Annotated in this window: 22 protein-coding genes; 12 read left to right on the top strand and 10 right to left on the bottom strand. The window is 71.1% G+C overall.

The window, feature by feature from the left end:
- The first annotated feature begins 105 nt into the window (after positions 1-105).
- The 4 genes from hutU to hutI all read left to right on the top strand — a co-directional run bounded on the left by hutU (position 106) and on the right by hutI (position 5,707).
- Complete coding sequence (hutU, locus tag B7R87_RS11490) at positions 106-1,824, top strand: urocanate hydratase (RefSeq protein ID WP_006348864.1); 1,719 nt, start codon at positions 106-108, stop codon at positions 1,822-1,824.
- Complete coding sequence (locus B7R87_RS11485; RefSeq protein WP_006348865.1) at positions 1,821-3,053, top strand: allantoate amidohydrolase; 1,233 nt, start codon at positions 1,821-1,823, stop codon at positions 3,051-3,053. The genes hutU and B7R87_RS11485 overlap by 4 nt, the downstream gene beginning before the upstream one ends.
- A complete protein-coding gene (locus B7R87_RS11480; RefSeq protein WP_130585044.1) occupies positions 3,038-4,420 on the top strand; it encodes a formimidoylglutamate deiminase in 1,383 nt (460 codons plus the stop codon). The genes B7R87_RS11485 and B7R87_RS11480 overlap by 16 nt, the downstream gene beginning before the upstream one ends.
- A 99-nt stretch (positions 4,421-4,519) precedes the next feature.
- Complete coding sequence (hutI, locus tag B7R87_RS11475; protein ID WP_006348868.1) at positions 4,520-5,707, top strand: imidazolonepropionase; 1,188 nt, start codon at positions 4,520-4,522, stop codon at positions 5,705-5,707.
- 19 nt (positions 5,708-5,726) lie between these two features.
- Here hutI and B7R87_RS11470 read toward each other — a convergent pair whose 3' ends face one another.
- Positions 5,727-6,968, bottom strand: coding sequence for an MFS transporter (locus B7R87_RS11470; RefSeq protein ID WP_052704637.1), 1,242 nt, complete (start codon positions 6,966-6,968; stop codon positions 5,727-5,729).
- Between the two features lie 119 nt (positions 6,969-7,087).
- Here B7R87_RS11470 and B7R87_RS11465 point away from each other — a divergent pair, with 119 nt between their 5' ends.
- Positions 7,088-7,267, top strand: coding sequence for a hypothetical protein (locus tag B7R87_RS11465; protein WP_040916065.1), 180 nt, complete (start codon positions 7,088-7,090; stop codon positions 7,265-7,267).
- Between the two features lie 36 nt (positions 7,268-7,303).
- A complete protein-coding gene (locus B7R87_RS11460; protein ID WP_006348870.1) occupies positions 7,304-8,155 on the top strand; it encodes a GNAT family N-acetyltransferase in 852 nt (283 codons plus the stop codon).
- Positions 8,156-8,376: 221 nt separating this feature from the next.
- On the opposite strand, the gene B7R87_RS11455 is transcribed toward B7R87_RS11460, so the two are convergent.
- The 5 genes from B7R87_RS11455 to B7R87_RS11435 all read right to left on the bottom strand — a co-directional run bounded on the left by B7R87_RS11455 (position 8,377) and on the right by B7R87_RS11435 (position 13,784).
- On the bottom strand, positions 8,377-8,568 hold the full coding sequence (locus B7R87_RS11455; RefSeq protein WP_130585043.1) for a hypothetical protein: 192 nt from the start codon (positions 8,566-8,568) through the stop codon (positions 8,377-8,379).
- 86 nt (positions 8,569-8,654) lie between these two features.
- Complete coding sequence (locus B7R87_RS11450; RefSeq protein WP_006348871.1) at positions 8,655-9,131, bottom strand: hypothetical protein; 477 nt, start codon at positions 9,129-9,131, stop codon at positions 8,655-8,657.
- A 551-nt stretch (positions 9,132-9,682) separates the two neighbouring features.
- Complete coding sequence (locus B7R87_RS11445) at positions 9,683-10,579, bottom strand: SDR family oxidoreductase (RefSeq protein WP_006348872.1); 897 nt, start codon at positions 10,577-10,579, stop codon at positions 9,683-9,685.
- Positions 10,580-10,674: 95 nt separating this feature from the next.
- On the bottom strand, positions 10,675-11,952 hold the full coding sequence (locus B7R87_RS11440; protein WP_006348873.1) for a TerD family protein: 1,278 nt from the start codon (positions 11,950-11,952) through the stop codon (positions 10,675-10,677).
- A gap of 41 nt (positions 11,953-11,993) precedes the next feature.
- Positions 11,994-13,784 (bottom strand): TerD family protein, encoded by a 1,791-nt coding sequence (locus B7R87_RS11435; protein ID WP_006348874.1) that lies wholly within the window; start codon positions 13,782-13,784, stop codon positions 11,994-11,996.
- A gap of 362 nt (positions 13,785-14,146) precedes the next feature.
- On the opposite strand from B7R87_RS11435, the gene B7R87_RS11430 reads away from it, so the two are divergent.
- On the top strand, positions 14,147-14,743 hold the full coding sequence (locus B7R87_RS11430) for a hypothetical protein (protein WP_040916069.1): 597 nt from the start codon (positions 14,147-14,149) through the stop codon (positions 14,741-14,743).
- Between the two features lie 30 nt (positions 14,744-14,773).
- On the opposite strand, the gene B7R87_RS11425 is transcribed toward B7R87_RS11430, so the two are convergent.
- Positions 14,774-15,487, bottom strand: a complete 714-nt coding sequence (locus B7R87_RS11425) for an ArsR/SmtB family transcription factor (protein ID WP_130585042.1) — start codon at positions 15,485-15,487, stop codon at positions 14,774-14,776.
- Positions 15,488-15,552: 65 nt separating this feature from the next.
- Here B7R87_RS11425 and B7R87_RS11420 point away from each other — a divergent pair, with 65 nt between their 5' ends.
- Positions 15,553-16,197: a flavin reductase family protein gene (locus tag B7R87_RS11420; protein WP_006348878.1), complete on the top strand. Its 645-nt coding sequence runs from the start codon at positions 15,553-15,555 to the stop codon at positions 16,195-16,197.
- Here B7R87_RS11420 and B7R87_RS33490 read toward each other — a convergent pair.
- Together B7R87_RS33490 and B7R87_RS11410 are read right to left on the bottom strand one after the other, a co-directional pair.
- Complete coding sequence (locus tag B7R87_RS33490; protein WP_233168820.1) at positions 16,189-16,320, bottom strand: DUF397 domain-containing protein; 132 nt, start codon at positions 16,318-16,320, stop codon at positions 16,189-16,191. The two genes, B7R87_RS11420 and B7R87_RS33490, sit on opposite strands and share 9 nt — an antisense overlap.
- Positions 16,277-17,221: a helix-turn-helix domain-containing protein gene (locus tag B7R87_RS11410; RefSeq protein ID WP_006348880.1), complete on the bottom strand. Its 945-nt coding sequence runs from the start codon at positions 17,219-17,221 to the stop codon at positions 16,277-16,279. The genes B7R87_RS33490 and B7R87_RS11410 overlap by 44 nt, the downstream gene beginning before the upstream one ends.
- Positions 17,222-17,409: 188 nt before the next feature.
- On the opposite strand from B7R87_RS11410, the gene B7R87_RS11405 reads away from it, so the two are divergent.
- From B7R87_RS11405 to tgmC, 3 genes are read left to right on the top strand one after another with little or no spacing between them, the layout of a single operon-like run.
- Positions 17,410-17,826, top strand: a complete 417-nt coding sequence (locus tag B7R87_RS11405) for an ATP-binding protein (RefSeq protein WP_006348881.1) — start codon at positions 17,410-17,412, stop codon at positions 17,824-17,826.
- Positions 17,826-17,993, top strand: a complete 168-nt coding sequence (locus B7R87_RS11400; RefSeq protein ID WP_157997776.1) for a hypothetical protein — start codon at positions 17,826-17,828, stop codon at positions 17,991-17,993. Before B7R87_RS11405 ends, B7R87_RS11400 begins: the two co-directional genes overlap by 1 nt.
- Positions 17,990-19,183 carry an ATP-grasp peptide maturase system methyltransferase gene (tgmC, locus tag B7R87_RS11395; RefSeq protein ID WP_006348882.1) on the top strand — a complete coding sequence of 398 codons (1,194 nt, stop codon included), beginning with the start codon at positions 17,990-17,992 and terminating at the stop codon, positions 19,181-19,183. The genes B7R87_RS11400 and tgmC overlap by 4 nt, the downstream gene beginning before the upstream one ends.
- Before the next feature lie 51 nt (positions 19,184-19,234).
- Here tgmC and B7R87_RS11390 read toward each other — a convergent pair whose 3' ends face one another.
- Complete coding sequence (locus B7R87_RS11390) at positions 19,235-19,807, bottom strand: dihydrofolate reductase family protein (RefSeq protein WP_006348883.1); 573 nt, start codon at positions 19,805-19,807, stop codon at positions 19,235-19,237.
- Positions 19,808-20,051: 244 nt separating this feature from the next.
- On the opposite strand from B7R87_RS11390, the gene B7R87_RS11385 reads away from it, so the two are divergent.
- Entirely contained in the window at positions 20,052-20,558 is a 507-nt protein-coding gene (locus B7R87_RS11385) for a DUF6879 family protein (protein WP_006348884.1), read from the top strand.
- Positions 20,559-20,560: the final 2 nt, after the last annotated feature.

The raw sequence follows: 20,560 nt of genomic DNA, 5'->3' as shown, positions 1-20,560 counted from the left end.
CTAGGCCTATTCATGAGATCAGGATGTGAATAGTTCGAGTCGGAGCAGGGCAGTGGCCCCGGGGCCGGAGACGCCGGGCCCCCAGCGGGAAACAGGAGGCACACCATGTCAGGAGCCGCACCCGGACCCGGGCCCCGGCCCGTCCGAGCCGCCCGCGGTACGGAACTGACCGCCGCGGGCTGGCCGCAGGAGGCCGCCCTGCGCATGCTCGCCAACAATCTGGACCCCGAGGTCGCGGAGCACCCCGACCGGCTCGTCGTCTACGGCGGCACCGGCAAGGCGGCCCGTGACTGGCGCTCCTACGACGCCATGGTCCGCACCCTGACCACCCTCAAGGCCGACGAGACGATGCTCGTCCAGTCGGGCCGCCCGGTCGGTGTGATGCAGACCCACGAATGGGCCCCGCGGGTCCTGATCGCCAACTCCAACCTCGTCGGGGACTGGGCCAACTGGGAGGAGTTCCGCCGCCTCGAAGCCCTCGGCCTCACCATGTACGGGCAGATGACCGCGGGCTCGTGGATCTACATCGGCACCCAGGGCATCCTCCAGGGCACCTACGAGACCTTCGCCGCCGTCGCCGCGAAACGCTTCGGCGGCACCCTCGCCGGGACCATCACCCTCACCGCAGGACTGGGCGGTATGGGCGGCGCCCAGCCGCTCGCCGTCACCATGAACGACGGCGTCGCGATCTGCGTCGACTGCGATCCGCGCGCCATCGAACGCCGGATCGCCCACCGCTATCTCGATGTCCGCGCCGACTCCGTCGAGCAGGCGCTGAAGCTGGCCGTCGAGGCTCGCGACGCCCGCCGCCCCCTCTCCGTCGGACTCCTCGGCAACGCCGCCGAGATACTCCCGAGGCTGCTCGCGGAGGGCGCCCCGGTCGATATCGTCACCGACCAGACCTCCGCCCACGACCCCCTCTCCTACCTCCCCGCCGGGCTGGACTTCGGCGAGATGGCGGACGCCGCCGCGAAGGACCCGGCCGGATTCACCGACCGGGCCCGCCAGTCCATGGCCCGGCATGTGGAGGCGATGGTCGGCTTCCAGGACGCGGGCGCCGAGGTCTTCGACTACGGAAACTCCATCCGGGGCGAGGCGAAACTCGCCGGATACGAACGGGCGTTCGCCTTCCCCGGTTTCGTACCGGCCTATATCCGGCCCCTGTTCTGCGAGGGCAAGGGCCCGTTCCGCTGGGCCGCACTCTCCGGCGACCCCGCCGATATCGCGAAGACCGACCGGGCGGTCCTCGACCTCTTCCCGGAGAACGAATCCCTCGCCCGGTGGATCAAACTCGCGGGCGAACGCGTCCGGTTCCAGGGGCTGCCCGCCCGGATCTGCTGGCTGGGGTACGGGGAGCGGGACCGCGCCGGGGAACGCTTCAACGACATGGTCGCGAGCGGGGAGCTGGCCGCGCCGGTCGTCATCGGGCGCGACCACCTCGACTGCGGCTCGGTGGCCTCCCCGTACCGCGAGACCGAGGCGATGCTCGACGGCTCCGACGCCATCGCGGACTGGCCGCTGCTGAACGCCATGGTCAATGTCGCCTCCGGCGCGTCCTGGGTCTCCCTCCACCACGGCGGGGGCGTCGGCATGGGCCGCTCCCTCCACGCCGGACAGGTCACCGTCGCCGACGGTACGGCCCTGGCGGGGGAGAAGATCCGGCGGGTGCTGACCAACGACCCGGGGATGGGCGTGATCCGGCACGTCGACGCGGGGTACGGGACGGCGGAGACGGTCGCGGAGGAGAAGGGGGTACGGATCCCGATGCGCGAAGGCGGGGACCTCGGGGGCCCAGCGGAATCCGGCGAGGGGGACCGGACATGACCGCATCCCCAGTCGGCCCCTCCTTCCACACCATGTGGAAGGAGCTGGCCCCGATCGGCCGCGATACCCGTACCGGCGGCTACCGGCGCCACGCCTGGACCGGCGCCGACGCCGACTGCCGTACCTGGTTCCAGGAGCAGGCCGAGACCCGCGGACTCGCGTACGAGACCGACCGCAACGGCAACCAGTGGGCCTGGCTGGGCGATCCCACCGCCGGGAACGCCGTGGTCACCGGCTCGCACCTGGACTCCGTACCGGACGGCGGCGCCTTCGACGGGCCCCTCGGCGTGGTCTCCGCCTTCGCCGCCCTCGACGAACTCCGGCTGCGGGGAGCCGCGTTCCGCCGCCCCGTCGGCATCGTCAACTTCGGGGACGAGGAGGGCGCCCGCTTCGGACTGGCCTGCACCGGCTCCCGCCTCACCGCCGGTGTGCTCACCAGGGAGGCCGCGTACCGGCTCCAGGACGCGGACGGCGTCACCCTGCCCGAGGCCATGGAGAACGCGGGCTACGACCCCGAAGCCATCGGCCCCGACCCCGTACGGCTCTCCCGTATCGGCGCGTTCGTCGAACTCCACATCGAACAGGGCCGCGCCCTCGACCTCTCCGGCGACCGGATCGGCCTCGCCTCCGCGATCTGGCCGCACGGCCGCTGGCGCTTCGACTTCGCGGGCGAGGCCAACCACGCGGGCACCACCCGTATCACCGACCGCCGCGATCCGATGCTCGGCTTCGCCGCGACCGTGCTCGCCGCCCGCCGGGCCGCCGAGGACACCGGCGCGGTCGCCACCTTCGGCCGGGTCGCGGTCGAACCGAACGGCGTCAACGCCATCCCGTCACTGGTCCGCGGCTGGCTGGACGCCCGCGCCGCCGACCCGCAGGTGCTGGACGAGGTGGTGGCCGCCGTCGAGTCCGCCGCCCGGGAGCGCGCGGCGCACGACCGCGTCGAGGTGACGCTGGTACGGGAGTCCTTCACCCCCGTCGTCGAGTTCGCCCACGCCCTGCGCGACGAACTCGCCGGACTGCTCGGCGGCTCCGTCCCGGTCCTCGGCACGGGCGCGGGCCATGACGCGGGCATCCTCTCCGGCTCCGTACCGACCGCGATGCTCTTCGTCCGCAATCCGACGGGCGTCTCCCACTCCCCGGCGGAGTCGGCGTCCGAGGACGACTGCACGGCCGGGGTCCTGGCCCTGGCGGACGTACTGGAGGGCCTGGCATGCGGGAGCCGCTGACCCCGTCCTCCGGCGGCCGGACCTTCTGGGCCGAGTACGCGTGGCTCGGGGACCGGGTCGAGCCCGGGGTGGTGCTCGACACCGGGAGCGACGGGCTGATCCGTACCGTACGGCCCGGACCCGACGCGCCGCCGCCCGGCGCCGTACCGCTGCGCGGACTCACCCTCCCCGGGCTCGCCAACGCCCACTCCCACGCCTTCCACCGGGCCCTGCGCGGCACCGTCCAGACCGGCTCCGGCACCTTCTGGACCTGGCGCGAGGTCATGTACGGGGTCGCGGCCCGGCTCACCCCCGACACGTACCACGCCCTCGCCCGCGCCGCCTATGCCGAGATGGCGCTCGCGGGCATCACCGCGGTCGGTGAGTTCCACTACCTGCACCACAGCCCCGACGGCACCCCGTACGCCGACCCCAACGCCATGGGCGAGGCGCTGATCGAAGCCGCCCGGGACGCGGGCGTCCGGATCACCCTCCTGGACACCGTCTACCTCCACGGCGGCCTCACAGCCGACGGCCACCGGCCCCTCGAAGGACCCCAGATCCGGTTCGGCGACGGCTCAGCGGACGCCTGGTACGAGCGGTGGACCCGGCTCCGGGAGCGGGCCGACGGCGACCGCGTCACAGTCGGCGCGGCCGTCCACTCGGTCCGCGCCTTCGCCGAGAGCGACGGATACCCGGCCTTCGCGGAACGCACCGACGGCGTCCCCGTCCATGTCCACCTCTCCGAACAGCCCGCCGAGAACGAGGCGTGCCTCGCGGTCCACGGGGTCACCCCGACGGCGCTCCTCGACCGCCACGGCTTCTGGAAGCCCACCACCACCGCCGTCCACGCCACCCATCTCACCGACGACGACATCCGGATCCTCGGCGGCTCCGGCGCGGGCGTCTGCATGTGCCCCACCACCGAACGCGACCTCGCGGACGGCATCGGACCCGCCGCCGCGCTCCAGCGGGCGGGCAGCCCCCTGAGCCTCGGCAGCGACAGCCACGCCGTGATCGACCTCCTCGAAGAGGCCCGCGCGATGGAGCTGGACGAACGGCTGCGGACCCGCACCCGCGGCCACTGGACGGCCGCCGCCCTGCTGCGGGCCGCCGCCGGGGACGGGCATGCCGCGCTGGGCCGCCCCGGCGCGGGCCGACTGGAGCCCGGCGCGCCCGCGGACTTCACGACCGTCGCCCTCGACACCGTACGGACGGCGGGCCCGGTGCCCCGGCTCGCCGCCGAAGCGGTCGTCTTCGCGGGGACGGCGGCGGACGTCCGCGACGTGGTGGTCGGCGGCCGGACCGTGGTCGCCGGGGGAGTCCACCGGACCGTACCGGACACGGCGGGGGAGCTGGCGCGGGCGATCGCGGCGGTGACGAGATGACGGCGGCGCGCCCGGTGCAGGCGGTACGGGCGGTACGCGCGCCCCGGCGCATACCGCCGCCGTACCGCCGCCCCTCCCACGAATGAACGGAGCAACCCCGTGAACCCCACTCCCGCCCCCACCACCCTCGTCACCAACATCGGCAGCCTCGTCACCAACACCCCCGGCACCGGCGACGCCGCCACCCCCCTCGGGCTGCTCCCCGACGCCGCCGTCGTCATGGCCGGGGGCCGGTTCGTCTGGGCGGGCCCCGCGGACCGGGCGCCCGAGGCCGACGAACGGTACGACGCCGGGGGCCGGGCCGCGATCCCCGGCTTCGTCGACTCCCACTCCCACCTCGTCTTCGCGGGCGACCGCACCGCCGAGTTCAACGCCCGGATGTCCGGCCACGCCTACCGGGCGGGCGGCATCCGGACCACGGTCGCCGCCACCCGCGCCGCGACCGACGACGAACTCGACGCCAACGTCACCCGCTATCTCACCGAGGCGCTGCGGCAGGGCACCACCACCTTCGAGACCAAGTCCGGCTACGGCCTCACCGTCGAGGACGAGGCCCGCGCGCTGCGGATCGCCGCCCGGCACACCGAGGAGACCACCTATCTCGGCGCCCATATCGTCGCCCCCGAGTACGCCGACGACCCCGCCGGATACGTCGACCTCGTCACCGGCCCCATGCTCGACGCCTGCGCCCCGCACGCCCGCTGGGTGGACGTCTTCTGCGAGAAGGGCGCCTTCGACGGCGACCAGGCGCGGGCCGTCCTCACCGCCGGAGCGGCGAAGGGGCTGGTCCCGCGCGTCCACGCCAACCAGCTCGGCCACGGCCCCGGCGTACAGCTCGCGGTCGAACTGGGCGCCGCCAGCGCCGACCACTGCACCCATCTGACGGACGCCGACGTCGACGCCCTGGCAAACGGCACCACGGTCGCCACCCTGCTGCCCGGCGCCGAGTTCTCGACCCGCGCGCCCTGGCCGGACGCCCGCCGCCTGCTGAACGCGGGCGCGACGGTCGCCCTCTCCACGGACTGCAACCCCGGCTCGTCGTTCACCTCGTCCATGCCGTTCTGCATCGCCCTCGCGGTACGGGACATGGGCATGACGCCCGACGAGGCGGTCTGGTCCGCGACCGCGGGCGGCGCGGCGGCGCTGCGCCGCAGCGACATCGGCCGGATCGCGGTCGGCGCCCGCGCCGATCTCGTCCTGCTGGACGCCCCCAGCCATGTCCATCTGGCCTACCGGCCGGGGGTGCCGCTGGTCCGGGAGGTGTGGCGGGCGGGCGTCCTGACCTGAGCGCCTCTTCCCGGTTCCGTCAGGGCATGCCCGGCGCGCGCTTCAGGCCGCGCACGGCCGGGATCGCCAGCAGCAGGGCGCTGACGACCAGCGCCATGGCGGCGGACACGTACAGCAGCTGCACGGTCCCCACGACGAGCGCGAGCGGGCCGGCCACCGCCTGCCCGACGGGCTTCATCACCAGCGAACCGGCCGCGTCATAGGCGTGCACCCGCCCGAGGACGTTGTGCGGAACATGCGTCTGCACGCTCGTGTGGAACATGACGACCCAGAACGCCATGCCCACGCCGCTCACCCCGTAGCAGACCGCGATGAGCGGCGCGGGAAGGCCGAGGGCGACGCTCAGCGGCATCGGCACCCAGAGGACCATGGAGAGGGCGCCGGCCCGGAGCGGATACCGCGGGCGGAACCTCATCGCGACGAGCCCGCCCACGACGCTTCCCGCCCCGAGGGACGACATGACCAGGCCGAACACCGATGCCCCGTGGTCGGTGACGAGTGTGCTGTTGCCGAGGGTCGTGGTCGGCCCGGCCCCGGCCAGCTGCCAGAGCATGAAGACGACAATGACACTCCACAGCCAGGTCCTGGCCCGGAACTCCCGCCAGCCCTCCACCAGATCGGCCCGGAACGTCGACGCGCCGGCCCGTCCGGCCGGACCCATCGGGACCGAACGGAGCCGGAGCAGGCAGACGCCGCTCACCGCGTAGGTCAGAGCGTCGACGCCGACCACCACCGCCGGTGAGGAGACCACCAGCAGGAGGCCGGCCACGGACGGCCCGATGACCACGGCGACGGACTCCGCGACCCGCAGCGTGGCATTGGCCTTCTGCACGTCATGGGCGATCAGCGGGGTGACGGTGGCGACACCCGGCTGGAAGAGCGCGCTGCCCGCACCGATCAGGGCCAGCAGCGCCAGGATCTGCCACAACGGCGGTGTGCCCAGCAGGAACAGCAGCGCAAGCACTCCCTGGGAGCCCAGCCGGGCGACATCGGAGATGATCATCAGCCGCCGGGCGCCGAAGCGGTCGGACATCACCCCGCCGAAAATGATCAGCGCGGCGAACGGCGCGACGAGCGCAGCGAGCGCATACCCCACCCCGCTCGTTCCGTATCCCGCCCGCAGCACGGCGGCCGTGATCGCGACGGGGAGCATCGCGTCCCCCAGCAGCGAGGCGGTGCGGGCGGTGAAGAACAGCCGGAAGTCCGGCGTCCACAGCCCCTGACCGGGCGGAATGTCCTCAGCCCGCAGACCGCGCGTCACATCCGTACCGGTCACGTCCACCGTCCCCCGTTGATGCCGCCGAGGGCGACGCTCTCATGCTCCCGCCGCCCCCGGTCAACAGGTTTTCCGGAGCTCAACAGGGCGCGTCGGGAAGCTCGTTGAGCGGAGACGAGGCGCCGCCGGAACCGGAGAGCGGCGGCTCGGCCGGAGCCGGATGCCCGCAGAGGGGTGCGGCGCTCGGCCGGCATGCCTTCGACGAGGGCCGGATCGTCAGGACCGGATCCCTCCGGGCCGTCGCCGTCACCGTCGCCGAGAAGGGAAGCCGGGAGCCGTACTGAACCTCCGGGCCCCCGCATCGTCGGTGATCATGTGGCATGCGATCCGAAGAATGGCACCTCACCGAAGACGTCGAGGAGTTCCTGGACCGGGCCGGAGACTTCCTGCGCTCCCGCCCCGCTCTCCACAACACCCCGCTGACGACCATAGAGAAACTGCGAAAGCCGGAATCCGGCACCGAGGCCACCCTCCTCGGTCGGCTGGAGACGGCGGACGGCGAGGTCCGTGCGGTCCTCTACCGTCCGCCGACCCGTCGTCTGGGCGTCACCCGGCTCTCGCCCGAGCAGGCCGGAACCCTCGCCACGTACCTGGCCGACCTCGGTCTCACGCTCACCGGAATCACCGCGGAGGACGGGACCGCCGACGCCTTCACCGAGGCCTGGCAGCGGCATACGGGCGCGACGGCGGTGCTCCACCAGCGGTGGCACCTCTACCGCCTCGGGGAGCTGACACCGCCGGATCCCTTCCCGGCGGGCCGGGGCCGCCGCGCGGGCGGACCGGACCTGGGGGACGTGATCCGCATGTGCGGCGAGTTCTGCGAGAGCGTCGGGGAGACTCCCGTACCCGACAGCGGCAACTGGGCCGGGACCCGGTTCGCGGACCGGCACTTCACCTTCTGGGAGACCCCGGACGGCACCCCCGCCTCGATAGCCGCCGCGACGACGATGGTCGCGGGCATGGTCCGGATCGACCCCGTCTACACCCCGGCCCCGCTCCGGGGCCGCGGCTATGCGGCGGCCGTGACGGCCGAGATCAGCAGGACGGCGCTGGCCGCGGGCGCCACGGACGTCGTCCTCTACACCGACCCGGCGAACCCCACCAGCAACGCGCTCTACCGGCGCCTCGGCTATGACCGGATCACCGACCTGCACGGCTACCACTTCACCTGAGCTTCCCCGGCGGGCTCCGGCGGGCGTCAGAAGCGCAGATGCGCGTACGTCTCCGGACGGGCCTCCAGGAACTCCGCGAACGACCGCGAGGGAGTAGATGCTCGTGTACGAGCGCTTGCCGGTGGCCTCGACCTGGACCAGGACCGAGCCGTTGGGGAGCGCGCCGGGAGCGGACACGACCTGCTCCCCTTGCCCTGGTCCGCGCCCCGGATTCGACGGCCTCAGGCAGGCGTACGGTCGCGCTTGGCGGGGCCGTCCACCAGAGCGCCGATCCGATTGCGGAGCAGGGGGACGGACGCGTCGGCCCACGTGATCATGTGGAAGACGCCCGGGAGATGCGCGACCTTCCTCATCATTTCCCTCGGCAGAGTCCTCGGAACGATTTCACCGGTGATGGATACCTTTTTCGCCATGGTCGCCATTGTTTCACTTTTCCATGAAACGGCGAAGAGTTCCGGCCATGCCGCCACTGTTGCGGCGGCATGGCCGGGATCATGGATCAGCGGTGAACGTGGGCGTTCGGAGTGGTGCCGAAGCCGTTGGTCCAGGACACGTTGACATGGGTGTTCCTGCTGAAGACAACAGGTCCCACGTCATCGGTCTTCCATCTGATGAAGGTTCCGGGGCGTGCGGTCGCGCAACCCGGGAAGATGGCGACGGCCCAGACGTTGGGTCCCGAGGGATGTGTCGTGTTGTACTTGAACGTGGCGAGGATATTGCACTTTCGTCCGTCGGCCGGGAACTGGTACGCGGTGCTCCACCACTTGTCGACCCTGAGACCCGAGCCTTTGAGGATCTGGCAGGTGTCGCCGTTGGGTGTGCACTTCGTTGCGCTGTTTCCGGATACGGGAGGGGGCTCGCCTTCGACGACCTCCGGGACCAGGGCCAGCTCATGGGGGCCGGGGCCGATCGGCGCGGAGACCTCGGCCGGCTCCTCGGTTCCGGTTTCGGCCTGGGCGGATTGCGGAATCGCCATCAGCGATATCGCTAAGGCGGTTCCGGTCGCGGCGATTATCCGTCGATGAACATGTGGCTGCACAGGTGTCTCGTCCTCCGTTTTTGGTGCGTGGGCTTGCAAATGCCCGACCCGGGGATTTATCTCCGGGCTTGCCGAGAGTCTATGGAACCGCATTTTCCAGGGCAACGAGTATCACGCCTGAAGGGTCATGGGGAGAGATTGCGTGCTACTGCGGGGAATTCCGCTTCAAGGGGTGAGCAGGAACTGGCCTGCCGATGTTCGGGGAAGCGGAACTTCACGCAGGGGGAGGTGGGTGCGGCGCCGGGGAGGGAATGGCTGGGATGGCCGGCCAACTGGCCCGATAACCATTCCGCACTCTGTCGGTCGTGTCGAATTCAACCGTTTCCGAGGGTGTAGGCGCCGGAAGTGGTCAGAGGGCTGGGCCGGCCGGGCCCCTGGTCTGCAACTTCCGCCACTACTTCGGCCTCGGAGCCGAACTCGGACGCAGCCCACGGTCCCGGACGCCCCGCGCACCGGGGCCCCTCGGTAACCCGGCGGCCCGCCGGATGTCAGAAGCGCAGATGCGCGTACGTCTCCGGACGGGCCTCCAGGAACTCCGCGAACGACTGCGCCGGGCGCCCCGTCAGCCGGGGCACGGCGTCCGAGACCAGGGCCAGCTCGCTCGCCGCGATCGCCTCGTAGGAGCTGACCCAGCCCTCGACCTCCCACTCCGGGGCGCCGAAGGAGGCACGGGAGGCGTACGCCTCGTCGTGGTTCTCCGGTACGTACGTCACCGTCCGGCCGGAGAACCGCGAGAGCTGCTCCGCGGCCTGTGCCAGGGTGAGCGCCGACGGGCCGGTGAGGTCGTACACCGCGCTGTCGTGCCCCTCGCCGAGCAGTACGGCGACGGCCGCGTCCGCCACATCGTCCAGGGAGACCGCCGACACCCGGCCCTGCCCCGCCGGGCCCCGGATCACCCCGTCGGCCCCCGCCATCCCGGCCAGCCCCTCCTGGTAGAAGCTGTCCCGCAGAAACGTGTACCGCAGGGACGAGCCGCGGATGTACTCCTCGGTGTACCAGTGGTCGCGGGCGAAGGTGAACGTCGCCTTCGGGGAGGCGCCCAGGAACGACACGTACACCACCCGCTCCACCCCGGCCGCGAGCGCCGAGTCCACCGCGATCTGGTGCTCCCGCACCCGGCCCGGGTCCTCGTGACCGGAGACCAGGAAGAGGGTCCCGACGCCGTCGCAGGCCCGCCGCACGCCCTCCTCGTCGCCGTACGACCCGATCCGGGCCTTGCTGCCCCCGGTCAGTTCGGGCAGCCGTGCCGGATCCCGCCCGATCAGCCGGACCGCCGCCCCGCGCTCCGCGAGCCCCTTGGCGACCCGGCCGCCGAGCCGCCCGGAGGCCCCGGTTACGGCGATGACGGGGGCGGCGCCGGAATCGGCGGGGGTGGTGCTGCTCATGGCGGCTGTCCTTCCGGCGGGGTGGGCGTACGGCGGTGTACGGGGCCAGTGTCCGCGATCGGCGCTTACCGTGCAGTCCGGGCGCCGCCCGCGGGTTACACCGGCCGTGCCCGCATGGTCCAGGTGCCGTCCGCGCTCAGCTTCAACAGCAGCGGCCCCGGGGGCATCGGACTGCTGCTGCGGACCTTGCCGATCTCGTTGACCAGCAGGATGTCGTTCTCCGGCAGCTCGGTCCCGCCGTCCCCGACCTCGTAGCCGTACACCGTGACGTTGCTGTCCGTCTTCGCCCGGAAGACCAGGTCGGCCAGTGGTCCGGTGTAGCGGACGACGTCGTCGCCGCGGCCTTCCAGCGGGCCGTCGAGCAGCGCGGCGGCGCTCAGCGGCAGGACCTTGAGGGTCCAGCGCCGTTCGCAGGAGACCCTGATCCTCAGGCGGCGGCCCTCGGGGGCGACGGCGAGCGCGCGGTGCCGCGGGTCCCTGAGGGTGGTGTTGACGAGGAGGTCGGCGTCCTTGTTCCGGTCGTCGAGGGTGTAGACGCAGATGTAGTCGTCACCGCTGGTCTCGAACTCGACGATCACCGGTCCGGGCGGCACGTTCGACGGCACGGTGACGACCTGGCTGCCGCGTTCCTGTACGGCGTAGGGCTGGAACTCGGCGCCGAAGTCCCAGCCGCCGGGGGCGGTGGGCGCTGCGGGGGCGGGCGCCGGGGGGACGGGCGGCCCGCTGCGGAGCTGCTGCACCTGCTGTACCTGCGCGGCGGCGGCTTCGTATCCGGTCTTCGCCGGGTGCCGTAGGAGCGCGGCGAAGGCGGGGGCGACGGGGGCCGCGGACCGCGGGAAGGGCTGCGGGGGTATGGGCGCGGGGACCGGGGGCGGGGCTCCCGTACGGGCGGCCTCCAGGCCGTGGTCGGCGGCCAGCCCGGCGAGTCCGTCGTCCCAGCCCTGCCCCACCGCACGGAACTTCCAGCCGCCGGCCCGCCGGTAGAACTCGCCCAGGACGCAGGCGGTCTCGGTGGTCGCGTCGATGAGGGCGTACCGGACGACCATCGTGCCGTCGGGCGCGAACGCCGCCACCGTGGGCGCGGCCGTGCCGAGCGGCCCGCCCCCGGACGATGCGGCGATCACGATCCGGTCCACCCCGGCCTCGACCGCGGGCAGGTCCACCTGGAGCCAGTCGGCGCCGTCGTGCGGCCCGAGATGGCGTACGGCGCCGGACGGGTGCCCGGGCTGCCCCTGGAACACCAGGTCGGCGCCGCCCCGGACCCGTCCCTGTGCGGTCACCAGCAGCACGGAGGCGTTCAGCCCCTGCATGACTCCGACCCGCAACGGCACCGACGGCACAAAGGAGTTCGCTCCCTTGAGAAGGTCCGTCATCTCCTGCTCCTCACCTTTCGGTCTCTCTGTTCCCCACCGCGTCAGTCGGTGACGGGCCGGGCCTCGATCTCCCAGCGGGCGTCGGTCTGCACCACCAGCAGCACCTTGCAGGCGGGCAGCGGGGCGGTACCTCCGCCGTCGCCGGAGAGCACGGAGTGCCAGGTGCCGGACTCGCTGGTGTCCGCGTTCTCGTACGCCCGGACGTGGACGTAGTGCTCGTCGCCCTCGACGGTCCGCAGCCGCAGATCGGCGAGCGGTCCGCTGTAGAGGAAGACCGCATGGCCACGGCCCTGCCGGGGCGCGGCATCGAGCCGCGGGGCGGCGGTGACCGGCAGGATCCGCACGGTCCACGGCCGCGGGTTGCTCTCGTACTTCTGGTCGGTGACCCGCATCCGGAGGCGCCGCATCGGCGGCTCCTCGGCGAGGAAGAGGTGGCAGGGGTTCATGACCTCGGAGCTGAGGAGGTTGTCTTCGTCCTTGTGCCAGCGGTTGAGGGAGTAGATGCTCGTGTACGAACGCTTCCCGGCGGCCTCGAATTGGACCAGGACCGGGCCGTTGGGGAGCCCGCCGGGAGCGGACACCACCTGCTCGCCCTTGCCCTCGGTGGTGAAGGTCTCGAAGTGGGCGAAGGGCCAGGTGTCGCCGGACCCTGCGTAGAGCGGCTCCGGAGCCTCCCCTTCGCCCTTGGCGCGGAGTCGGGGCTCGGGCTTCCCCCCGGAGTCGTCGGCGGTCCGCTCACCGGCGTCCTCGACGGGGGTGACCTTCAGCTCCCACGCCTTCTCGCAGTCGATGGTCAGCAGCAACCGCCCGTCCGGCAGCGGATTGGTCTCCTCGCTGTCGCCGCTGAGGCTGTCGTAGTTCTTCCGGTTCGCGTTCCGGTGGAGGCGGATCCAGTGGTGGCCGTCGGAACGGCAGGTGAGGTCGGCGAGCGGTGCGTCGTACAGGAAGACGTCATTGCCCCGGCCCTTGACCGTGCCGTCGAGCCGTTCGGCGGCGGACAGCGGGAGGATCCGGAGCGTCCAGGCCCGTTCGTCCTCGACGAGCAGCCGCAGCCGCCCGTGCACCGGGACTTCGGTGACGGCGCGGTGGCGGCTCTTGCGGGTGCTGCTCGAACTGAAGAGGGAGGAGGTCTTGTTGGACCGGTCGAGGCTGCGTACGGCGGCGTATCCCTTGCTGTCGTCGGACTGCAGCTCGACGACGACGAGCCCCGGCGGCAGCCAGGCGGGCGCGTTGATCACGTCCTTGCCCCGGCCTTCGACGGTGTACGGCTCGAAGACCGCGCCGGGCTGCCAGGACCCGTCGGGCGCCCGGGGCACGGGGGCGGGTTCGGTCTCCGGCTCGGTCTCCGGTTCGGTCTCGGTCTCTTCGGCGGTCGCGGTCGTGGTCTCTGCTTCGGCCGTCAGCCACTGTCCGACGGCGCGGAAGGACCAGGAGCCGTCGCGGCGGATGAGCTGCCCCAGGAAGAGGCCGTCCCCTTCGGGGGCGCCGGTGACCGTGTGCCGGGCGATGAGGGAGTCGTCGGGGGCGACCACCCCGATAGCTGCTTCGGCGAGGCCCGGCCCCGCCAGCCCCATGATGTTGACGGTGTCGACCGCCCCGTCCAGACAGGGGACATCGACCTGGAGCCACTGTGCCCCGTCGTGCGGTCCCACCAGACGTACGGCACCGGACGGGTGCACGGGCTGCTCGTCGGTGACCCAGAACGCGTTCTCACTACCGGAGGGTTCGTCCGGCGTGGACAGGGTCACCCCGACCGGCAACTCCGGCATCACCCCGATGCGCAGCGACGCGACCGGGATCGGGCAGATGGCACCCCGCAGCAGCTCCGTCATTGAGCGAACCCCCGTTTTCCGCACTCCAAGACGAACGAATGAGCGGATCATCGCATAACGGTCCGTTACGGGGGAGGTTGGTCGGCACCTTCACCGTGCCGTCGGGCCGTGGCAGCTCCGGCCGCGGCTTGCGGTGGTCGGGACGGGCGTCCGGAGCGGTGCGGATGCAGCCTCGTCCGTTTCGGTTCCGGTCCGATGGAAATGGGTCGACCCGGATCCTTGAATGCTGATGTGAGGCGGATTCCCGCACCACGAGGCAACCTTCCGGGTGGTGACTCCCTCTCCTGTTCCGAAAGGACCGCCGGGTGAACGGCCGTACCGGTTAAGAGTGTTGGCCGCACCTTTGTAGAAATGAGGAAGCCTTGAGAGTAAGAACTGCTGTGACCGGACTGGTGGCCGCTGCGTGCGCGGGCGTTCTGATGTCACCGGCGACGGCCGTGGCGGCTCCCCAGGCGGAGCGAGAGTCCCACTGCATCAATAATTCCGGTACGCAGACGACTACTTGTTACGGCACCTTCCGCGAGGCTGTCGCAGCCGTGACCGGCAGCCGGGTCACCGACGTCCCGACCCAGGCGAAGGCGGGCAAGGACAAGCAGTTCATCAACAAGCTCAACGCGTCCATCAAGTCCTCGGCCGCCAAGAAGGGTTCATTCGGGGCCGCCAATCAGGCGAACTACATTCGCGTCATCCTCTTCGAGGACGCCAACTACGGTGGCAGTTCCTATATCAACTACGGCCCCGGTGGATGCCGGGACGACGGTTTCTGGAACGGGCATCACGACAACCTCAGCCAGGTCAACTTCAATGACCGGACCAGTTCGCTGAAGACCGCGAGCAACTGCTATGTCGAACTGTTCTCGGCGGCCTATTTCCAGGGCGCGCGCCAGTTCTACACCGCCGACACGTCGTATGTCGGGAATGCGATGAACGACCAGGCCAGCTCCTTCGGCCTGACGTAAAGCCGCTGAGCGCCCGTACGGCCGTCCCCGTCAGGCGGCCGTACGGGCGCTCGCCGTTTCGAGCCCGAGGTGGCGGCGGAACTCCCGGGCGCCGACCTCGGTGACGGCGACGGCCCGGGTCGAGTCGATCCGGGTGATCCAGCCCTCGTCGAAGGCATGACGGCAGAGGGCGGCGCCGACCGCGCCCGCGAGATGCGGACGGCGTTCGGTGAGGTCGAGACAGGACCGCACCGCGGGTCTGCGGGTGACCGGAAGGTCGATGCCCAGGCCGGTGAGGAATGCCCGGCCGTCGGGGGTCAGTGCCAGACCGCCGCGGTCGTCGAGCAGGCCCCGGCGGGCCAGTGCGTCGGTGATGCCGATGCCGAGTTCTCCCGCCAGGTGGTCGTAGCAGGTACGGCCCCGGGCGAGGGCCCGGGATGTGCGGGCGGACCGCAGCGACCGGGGCGCGGGCCGCGGGGACTGCGGGGCGAGCGCGGCCAGGGTCTCCACCACGTCCGCGACGTCCGGGCCCGCCAGGGCCACGTACCGATGCCGCCCCTGGCGCTGCTCCGCCAGCAGTCCGGCGGCGACCAGGAGGTGGAGATGCCCGGTGGCGGTCGACGGCGCCACACCCGTATGCCGGGCGAGTTCCCCCGCACTCCAGGACCGCCCGTCGAGCAGCGCCAGACAGATCGCCGCCCGGGTGGGGTCGGCGAGCAGGGAGGCGACGGCGGCGAGGTCGCGGCCGGATTCTCGGGGGTCCATCCACCGATTCTCTCCCCGTGATACTTCGGCGCCTGCCGAAACGCCGCGTGCCTACGGTTCGGGCCATGGAAACAACTGCACTCCCGGAGTCCGCCGCCGCCACCCGGGTGATCACGCCCAGCATCCTCTACTTCGGCACCCCGGTCGCCCTGCTCACCACCCGCAACGAGGACGGCACGGACAACCTCGCACCGATCTCCTCCGCCTGGGCGCTCGGGCAGACGCTGGTCCTCGGGCTGGGCCCCGACGGCCGGACCGGTGAGAATCTGCTCGCCGGACGCCGCGACCTGGCCGTCGGCCTGCCGGGCCCCGAGCTGTGGCCGCAGGTGGAGCTGCTGGGCGGACTGACCGGCCGCCCGCCGTTTCCCGGTGACCCGCGCGGCCGGGTCACCCACGAGCCCGACAAGTTCACCGCCGCCGGCCTCACGCCCGTCCCCTCGGAGCTGATCGCCCCGCCGCGGGTCGCGGAGTGTCCCCTCCAGATGGAGGCCAGGGCGGCGGCGGTGCGGTACGACGGCGAGGGAGAGTTCCTGATCGTCGAGGCGCATGTCGTGCGGGTCCACGCGGCACCGGGCATCACGGTGCCCGGCACCCAGTACATCGAGCCTGTGGCCTGGAGCCCGCTCGTCTACAACTTCCGCCACTACTTCGGCCTGGGCCGCGAACTGGGCCACAGCTCCAGGTCGCAGACGCCCCGCGCCTCAGAGTGAGGCACCTCTGGCGTACTCGACGAGGCCGGCGAAGGCCCGGGGGGTGAGGTGGAGACGGGGGCCGGCGGGGTTCTTGCTGTCACGTACGGCGACGGCGGCGGTGTCCCCGGATACGTGGGCCACCTCGACGCAGTCGCCGCCGTTGGGGCCGCTGTAGCTGCTCTTGACCCAGGTTTCCGAGGTGAAGCCGTTGTCCATCCCCTGAGTACCCTTCCATGAAGCCGGTGATCAGAGCCGCGGATTCGAGTGCGGAGAGGGCGTCGGCCCTGAGCACATCATAGGTTCGGGCGTGACGGGTGTGGACGGCCGGATCGTTGCTGAAGTGCCCCCGGTCCAGGGACTCGGAGTAGATCCACCGCTCACCCCCGGGCAACGTGATCATCGAGAAGGATGCCGCAGGAAGGTCCAGAGGGCTTTCGGATGGGGCCACTTGGATGCGAATGTTCGGCCGTTTGCCTGCTGCCAGCAGAAACGCGCACTGGTCCCGCATTATTGATGGGCTGCCGACCACGTTCCGCAGTGCGCTCTCGTCCAGAACGACGAACAGCAACGGGCCGTCGGGAACGAAGAAGCGCTGCTGCCGACTCAGCCGGGCTGTGGTCAAGTCCCGGGCCAACTTCGCGCCCAGCGTCGGCGCAAGCAGGGCGTGGGCGTAGTCGTCGGATTGCAGCAGGCCCGGCATGAATTGACTCTGGTAGACGTGTACGGCCTCGGCCTGGGCGTCCATCTCGGCCCGCCGACGAAACCAGTCCGGATGGTCCACCTGGGGATACCAGTTCACCCGCGACCAGAGGGACACCAGCATCCCGTCCGCACCCAACAGCTCGTCGCAGCGGGTGACGAACGGCAGTTGAGGCACCCGCGTACCCGCCTCCACCCTCGTGACCAGCGACCGGTCGCACGGAATCCGGGCCGCGAGCTGCTCCTGTGAGAGGTTCGCCCGCTCGCGGTGGTGTCTCAACAGCTCCCCGAAGAGTGCCGCCGACGTCGCTGCTGCTCCGGAGTTGTCGTGGCGTCGCCCCATGGCCGTCTCCCCTCGTGACACCCCCTTGGTGTCACTGCTTCCGACCTGGTGAAGCTAACGCCGCACCCTCATGCTGGAACCATCAAGTGCAGTGCAATTCACCTGATCCGACTAAGGATCAGATGATTCCGGTTAGTTGATAGAGGTTCCTCCGCTTTTGTGCGGGTACTCAGAGGAGCGGCGCAGACATGAACGGGCCTTGCAGCGGCGGCACATGGATCGCCCGGTGGAACCGCCACGCCCGGAGCGTCGGCAGAGCCCGGCTCGGGCTGCGCAAGGCGCTCGCGGGCTGGGGGCTCTCGGCCATCGAGCACTCCGCCACCCTGGTTCTCTCCGAGCTGGTGACGAACGCGGTTCGGTACGGTGCGGCGGCCGGGCGCCAGATCGAAACCCGGTGCGCCCGCACCCCCGGCGGGCTGCGCATCGAGGTCCATGACACCGGGGCCGGACGGCCCTCGCTGAGGATGCCCGCGCCCGACGCGGACGGCGGGCGCGGGCTGTGGCTGGTGGCGGAGCTGGCCGACCGGTGGGGGGTGGAGGACCGGGTGGGGCCCGGGAAGTACGTCTGGGCGGAGCTGTCCGTACCGCCGGAAACGTATCCGTGATGGCGACCGCGCTCACCGGTCCCGCGCCGTGCCCGCTGACGGCGAACTGTCTGCGGTGCGGCCGGATCACCTACGCGCCGGTGCCGGTCCGCTGGGTGGAGAACGCGGTCCGGTACGCCGAGGCCTTCGCCGACATCCTGAGCACGAAAGGAGACGAGGCACGATGACGCCCGCCGATCTGGAGACCGAGGCTGCACGCCTCCGCGCGGACATGGCAAAGATCCTCACCGACAGAGGAGCCCTCGATCCGGCCTGGCGGGCTGCCGTGGAAACGGTGCCGCGGCACCGTTTCGTTCCCGGTTTCTACCTTCCAGCCGACCGGGTCGACGTACATGGGCTCACGGTCTGGGAGCCCGTCACGGCCGACCTCGACCCGGTCCGGTGGCTCAGCGCCGCCTACGCCGACGAAACCCTGATCACGCAATTCGACAACGACGAACCGGACTGGGCACAGCCCGCCGTACGACATGGCGGCGCCCCCACCTCCTCGTCCACCCTGCCGTCCCTGGTCCTGCGCATGTGGGCGGACGCCGATGTCACCGAGGGGCAGACGATCCTGGAAATCGGCACCGGAACCGGCTACTCCACCGCGCTCGCCTGTGAGCGCCTCGGCTCCGCCGGCATCACGAGCGTCGAAGTCGACCCTCACCGCCTCGAACAGGCGGCGAACGCCCTCTACGGCCTCGGCTACACGCCCACGCTGGCCACGTCGGACGGCCTCTACGGATACTGGCCCGAAGGCCCCTTCGACCGCGTCGTCGCCGCTTGCTCCTTCCGCCATGTTCCACCCGCTTTGATCGCCCAGACCCGCCCCGGCGGAAAGATCCTCCTCACCCTCTCCGGCTGGCTGTACGGATACGCCCGAGTGCTGCTCACCGTGAACGGGGACGGCACCGCCCAGGGCCCGCTCCTACCGGGCACCGTCTCGTTCATGTCGGCCCGCACCCATGCCGCTCCGGCCTTCGGCAACCCCGCCCACTGGACCTCCGACCTGCCGAAAGCGGCCCGCACGGCCCGGCACAGCCCCGATCGGCTCAATGCCGCAAGTGAGGAAGCGTTTCATCTCCGCTTCCTCGCGCAGAGTGCCGTACCCACCGCCCAGATGATCACCATCGGTGACGTGGTGCATCTGGTCGACGTTGCCACCGGGTCCGCTGCGACCCTCACCCCCACAGACGGCCATTGGGACGTGCGGGAAGGGGGGCCGGTCAAGCTGTGGCAGCTCATCGAGCGCACCCTCGACGCCTACGACGCGGCCGAGAACCCGGCCCCGGATACCTTTACCCTGCACATTTCCGCCGAGGGCCAGTACCTGCGGCATCCGTGGATGCCCGACCTGGCGCTCTCGGCTTCCTGACATCTGCGGACGCCCTGGGACGAGGCAGCCCGCTGCCTCCGGACCTGCCGGTCAGCGGACGACGTCGAAGACATTGAGCTGGAGGCCGTTGGCGTAGGCCTCGTGCTCGACCAGCTGCAGCTTCTGGACGTCCTTGTCCGTCGTGCTGAAGAGCCGCTTGCCCGCGCCCAGGAGCAGCGGGAAGACCAGCAGGTGGTAGCGGTCGATCAGACCGGCGTCCGAGAGGGCGTGGTTCAGGGTGGCGCTGCCGTGGACGATGATCGGGCCGCCGTCGGTCTCCTTGAGCGCGGCGACCTCGTCCACCGAGCGCAGGATCGTGGTCTCGCCCCAGTTGGACACCAGATCGCCCTCGCCGAAGGTGGTGGAGACGACGTACTTCGGCATCTCCTTGTACTGCGCGAACTCCTCCATCGTCGGCCAGACCTGGCTGAAGGCCTCGTAGCTGGTGCGGCCCAGCAGTATGGCCGTGGCCTCGTCCTGCTCGCGGCCCTTGATGGCGAAGGCCTCGGGCAGGAAGTCGGTGTGCTTGAAGGTCCAGCCGGAGTTCCGGTAGCCGGGCTCGCCGCCCGGGGCCTCCACGACACCGTCGAGAGAGATGAAGGCGGTGCTGATCAGAGTGCGCATCTGTGGTTCCTCGGGGTCTCGGGTCCGGCCCACCCTCGGGTGGTGCGCCAGTCATGATCTCTGACCGGGGACCGTACCGAAACTCATCGGTCCCGGTGGGTCGCTTTTCGATCACCGGGTCAGCGGGGTGCGGTTCGGGGATCTCTGGCCCGAGTGTCGGATCCGGGAGCTGCGTACTCGGTCCGTGGCGGGGCAAGGACTCGTTGTCCTTGCCGATCGCGCAGGCTTCTCCCGGAGGTGCACGGTGTCCGAGTCACGGTTCGAGGAGCTGTTCCGGGGCGCCCGGCGCAGTGCTCACCACCTGGAGATGCGAGACGCTTACGGGCTGGACGACGACTACCGGGAATGGGTGCGCGGGGACCGGTTCGATCCGGCGGAGCGCTGGCCCTGGTGGATTGAGCTGGTCCGGTCAGGCGTGGACCGTGGGGTTGCGGTGCACCGGGCGCGCATCGTCTCGGAGCCCGTCTCCGCCTACGTACGGTACGAGTACGAACTGACCGCGGGACACAACCTCAAGGCCGGTGAGGACGTGCGCTGGCTGCCGCGACGGCAGGCGTCCGACATCGCGCTCCCCGGCAATGACTTCTGGCTGTTCGACGGTACGACGGTCCTCTTCAACCACTTCGCGGGCGACGGAACCATGACCGGGGAGGAAGCCGTCACCGATCCCGCCGTGGTCCGGCTGTGCCGGGACGCCTTCGTTGCGGTGTGGGGGCGTGCGGTGGCGCACGGGGCGTACCGGCCAAGCTGACC

It is taken from the genome of Streptomyces tsukubensis, assembly GCF_003932715.1.
GTDB lineage: Bacteria > Actinomycetota > Actinomycetes > Streptomycetales > Streptomycetaceae > Streptomyces > Streptomyces tsukubensis.
Note: the sequence above shows the minus strand (reverse complement) of the source record. Positions and strands in the feature narration are given on the sequence as shown.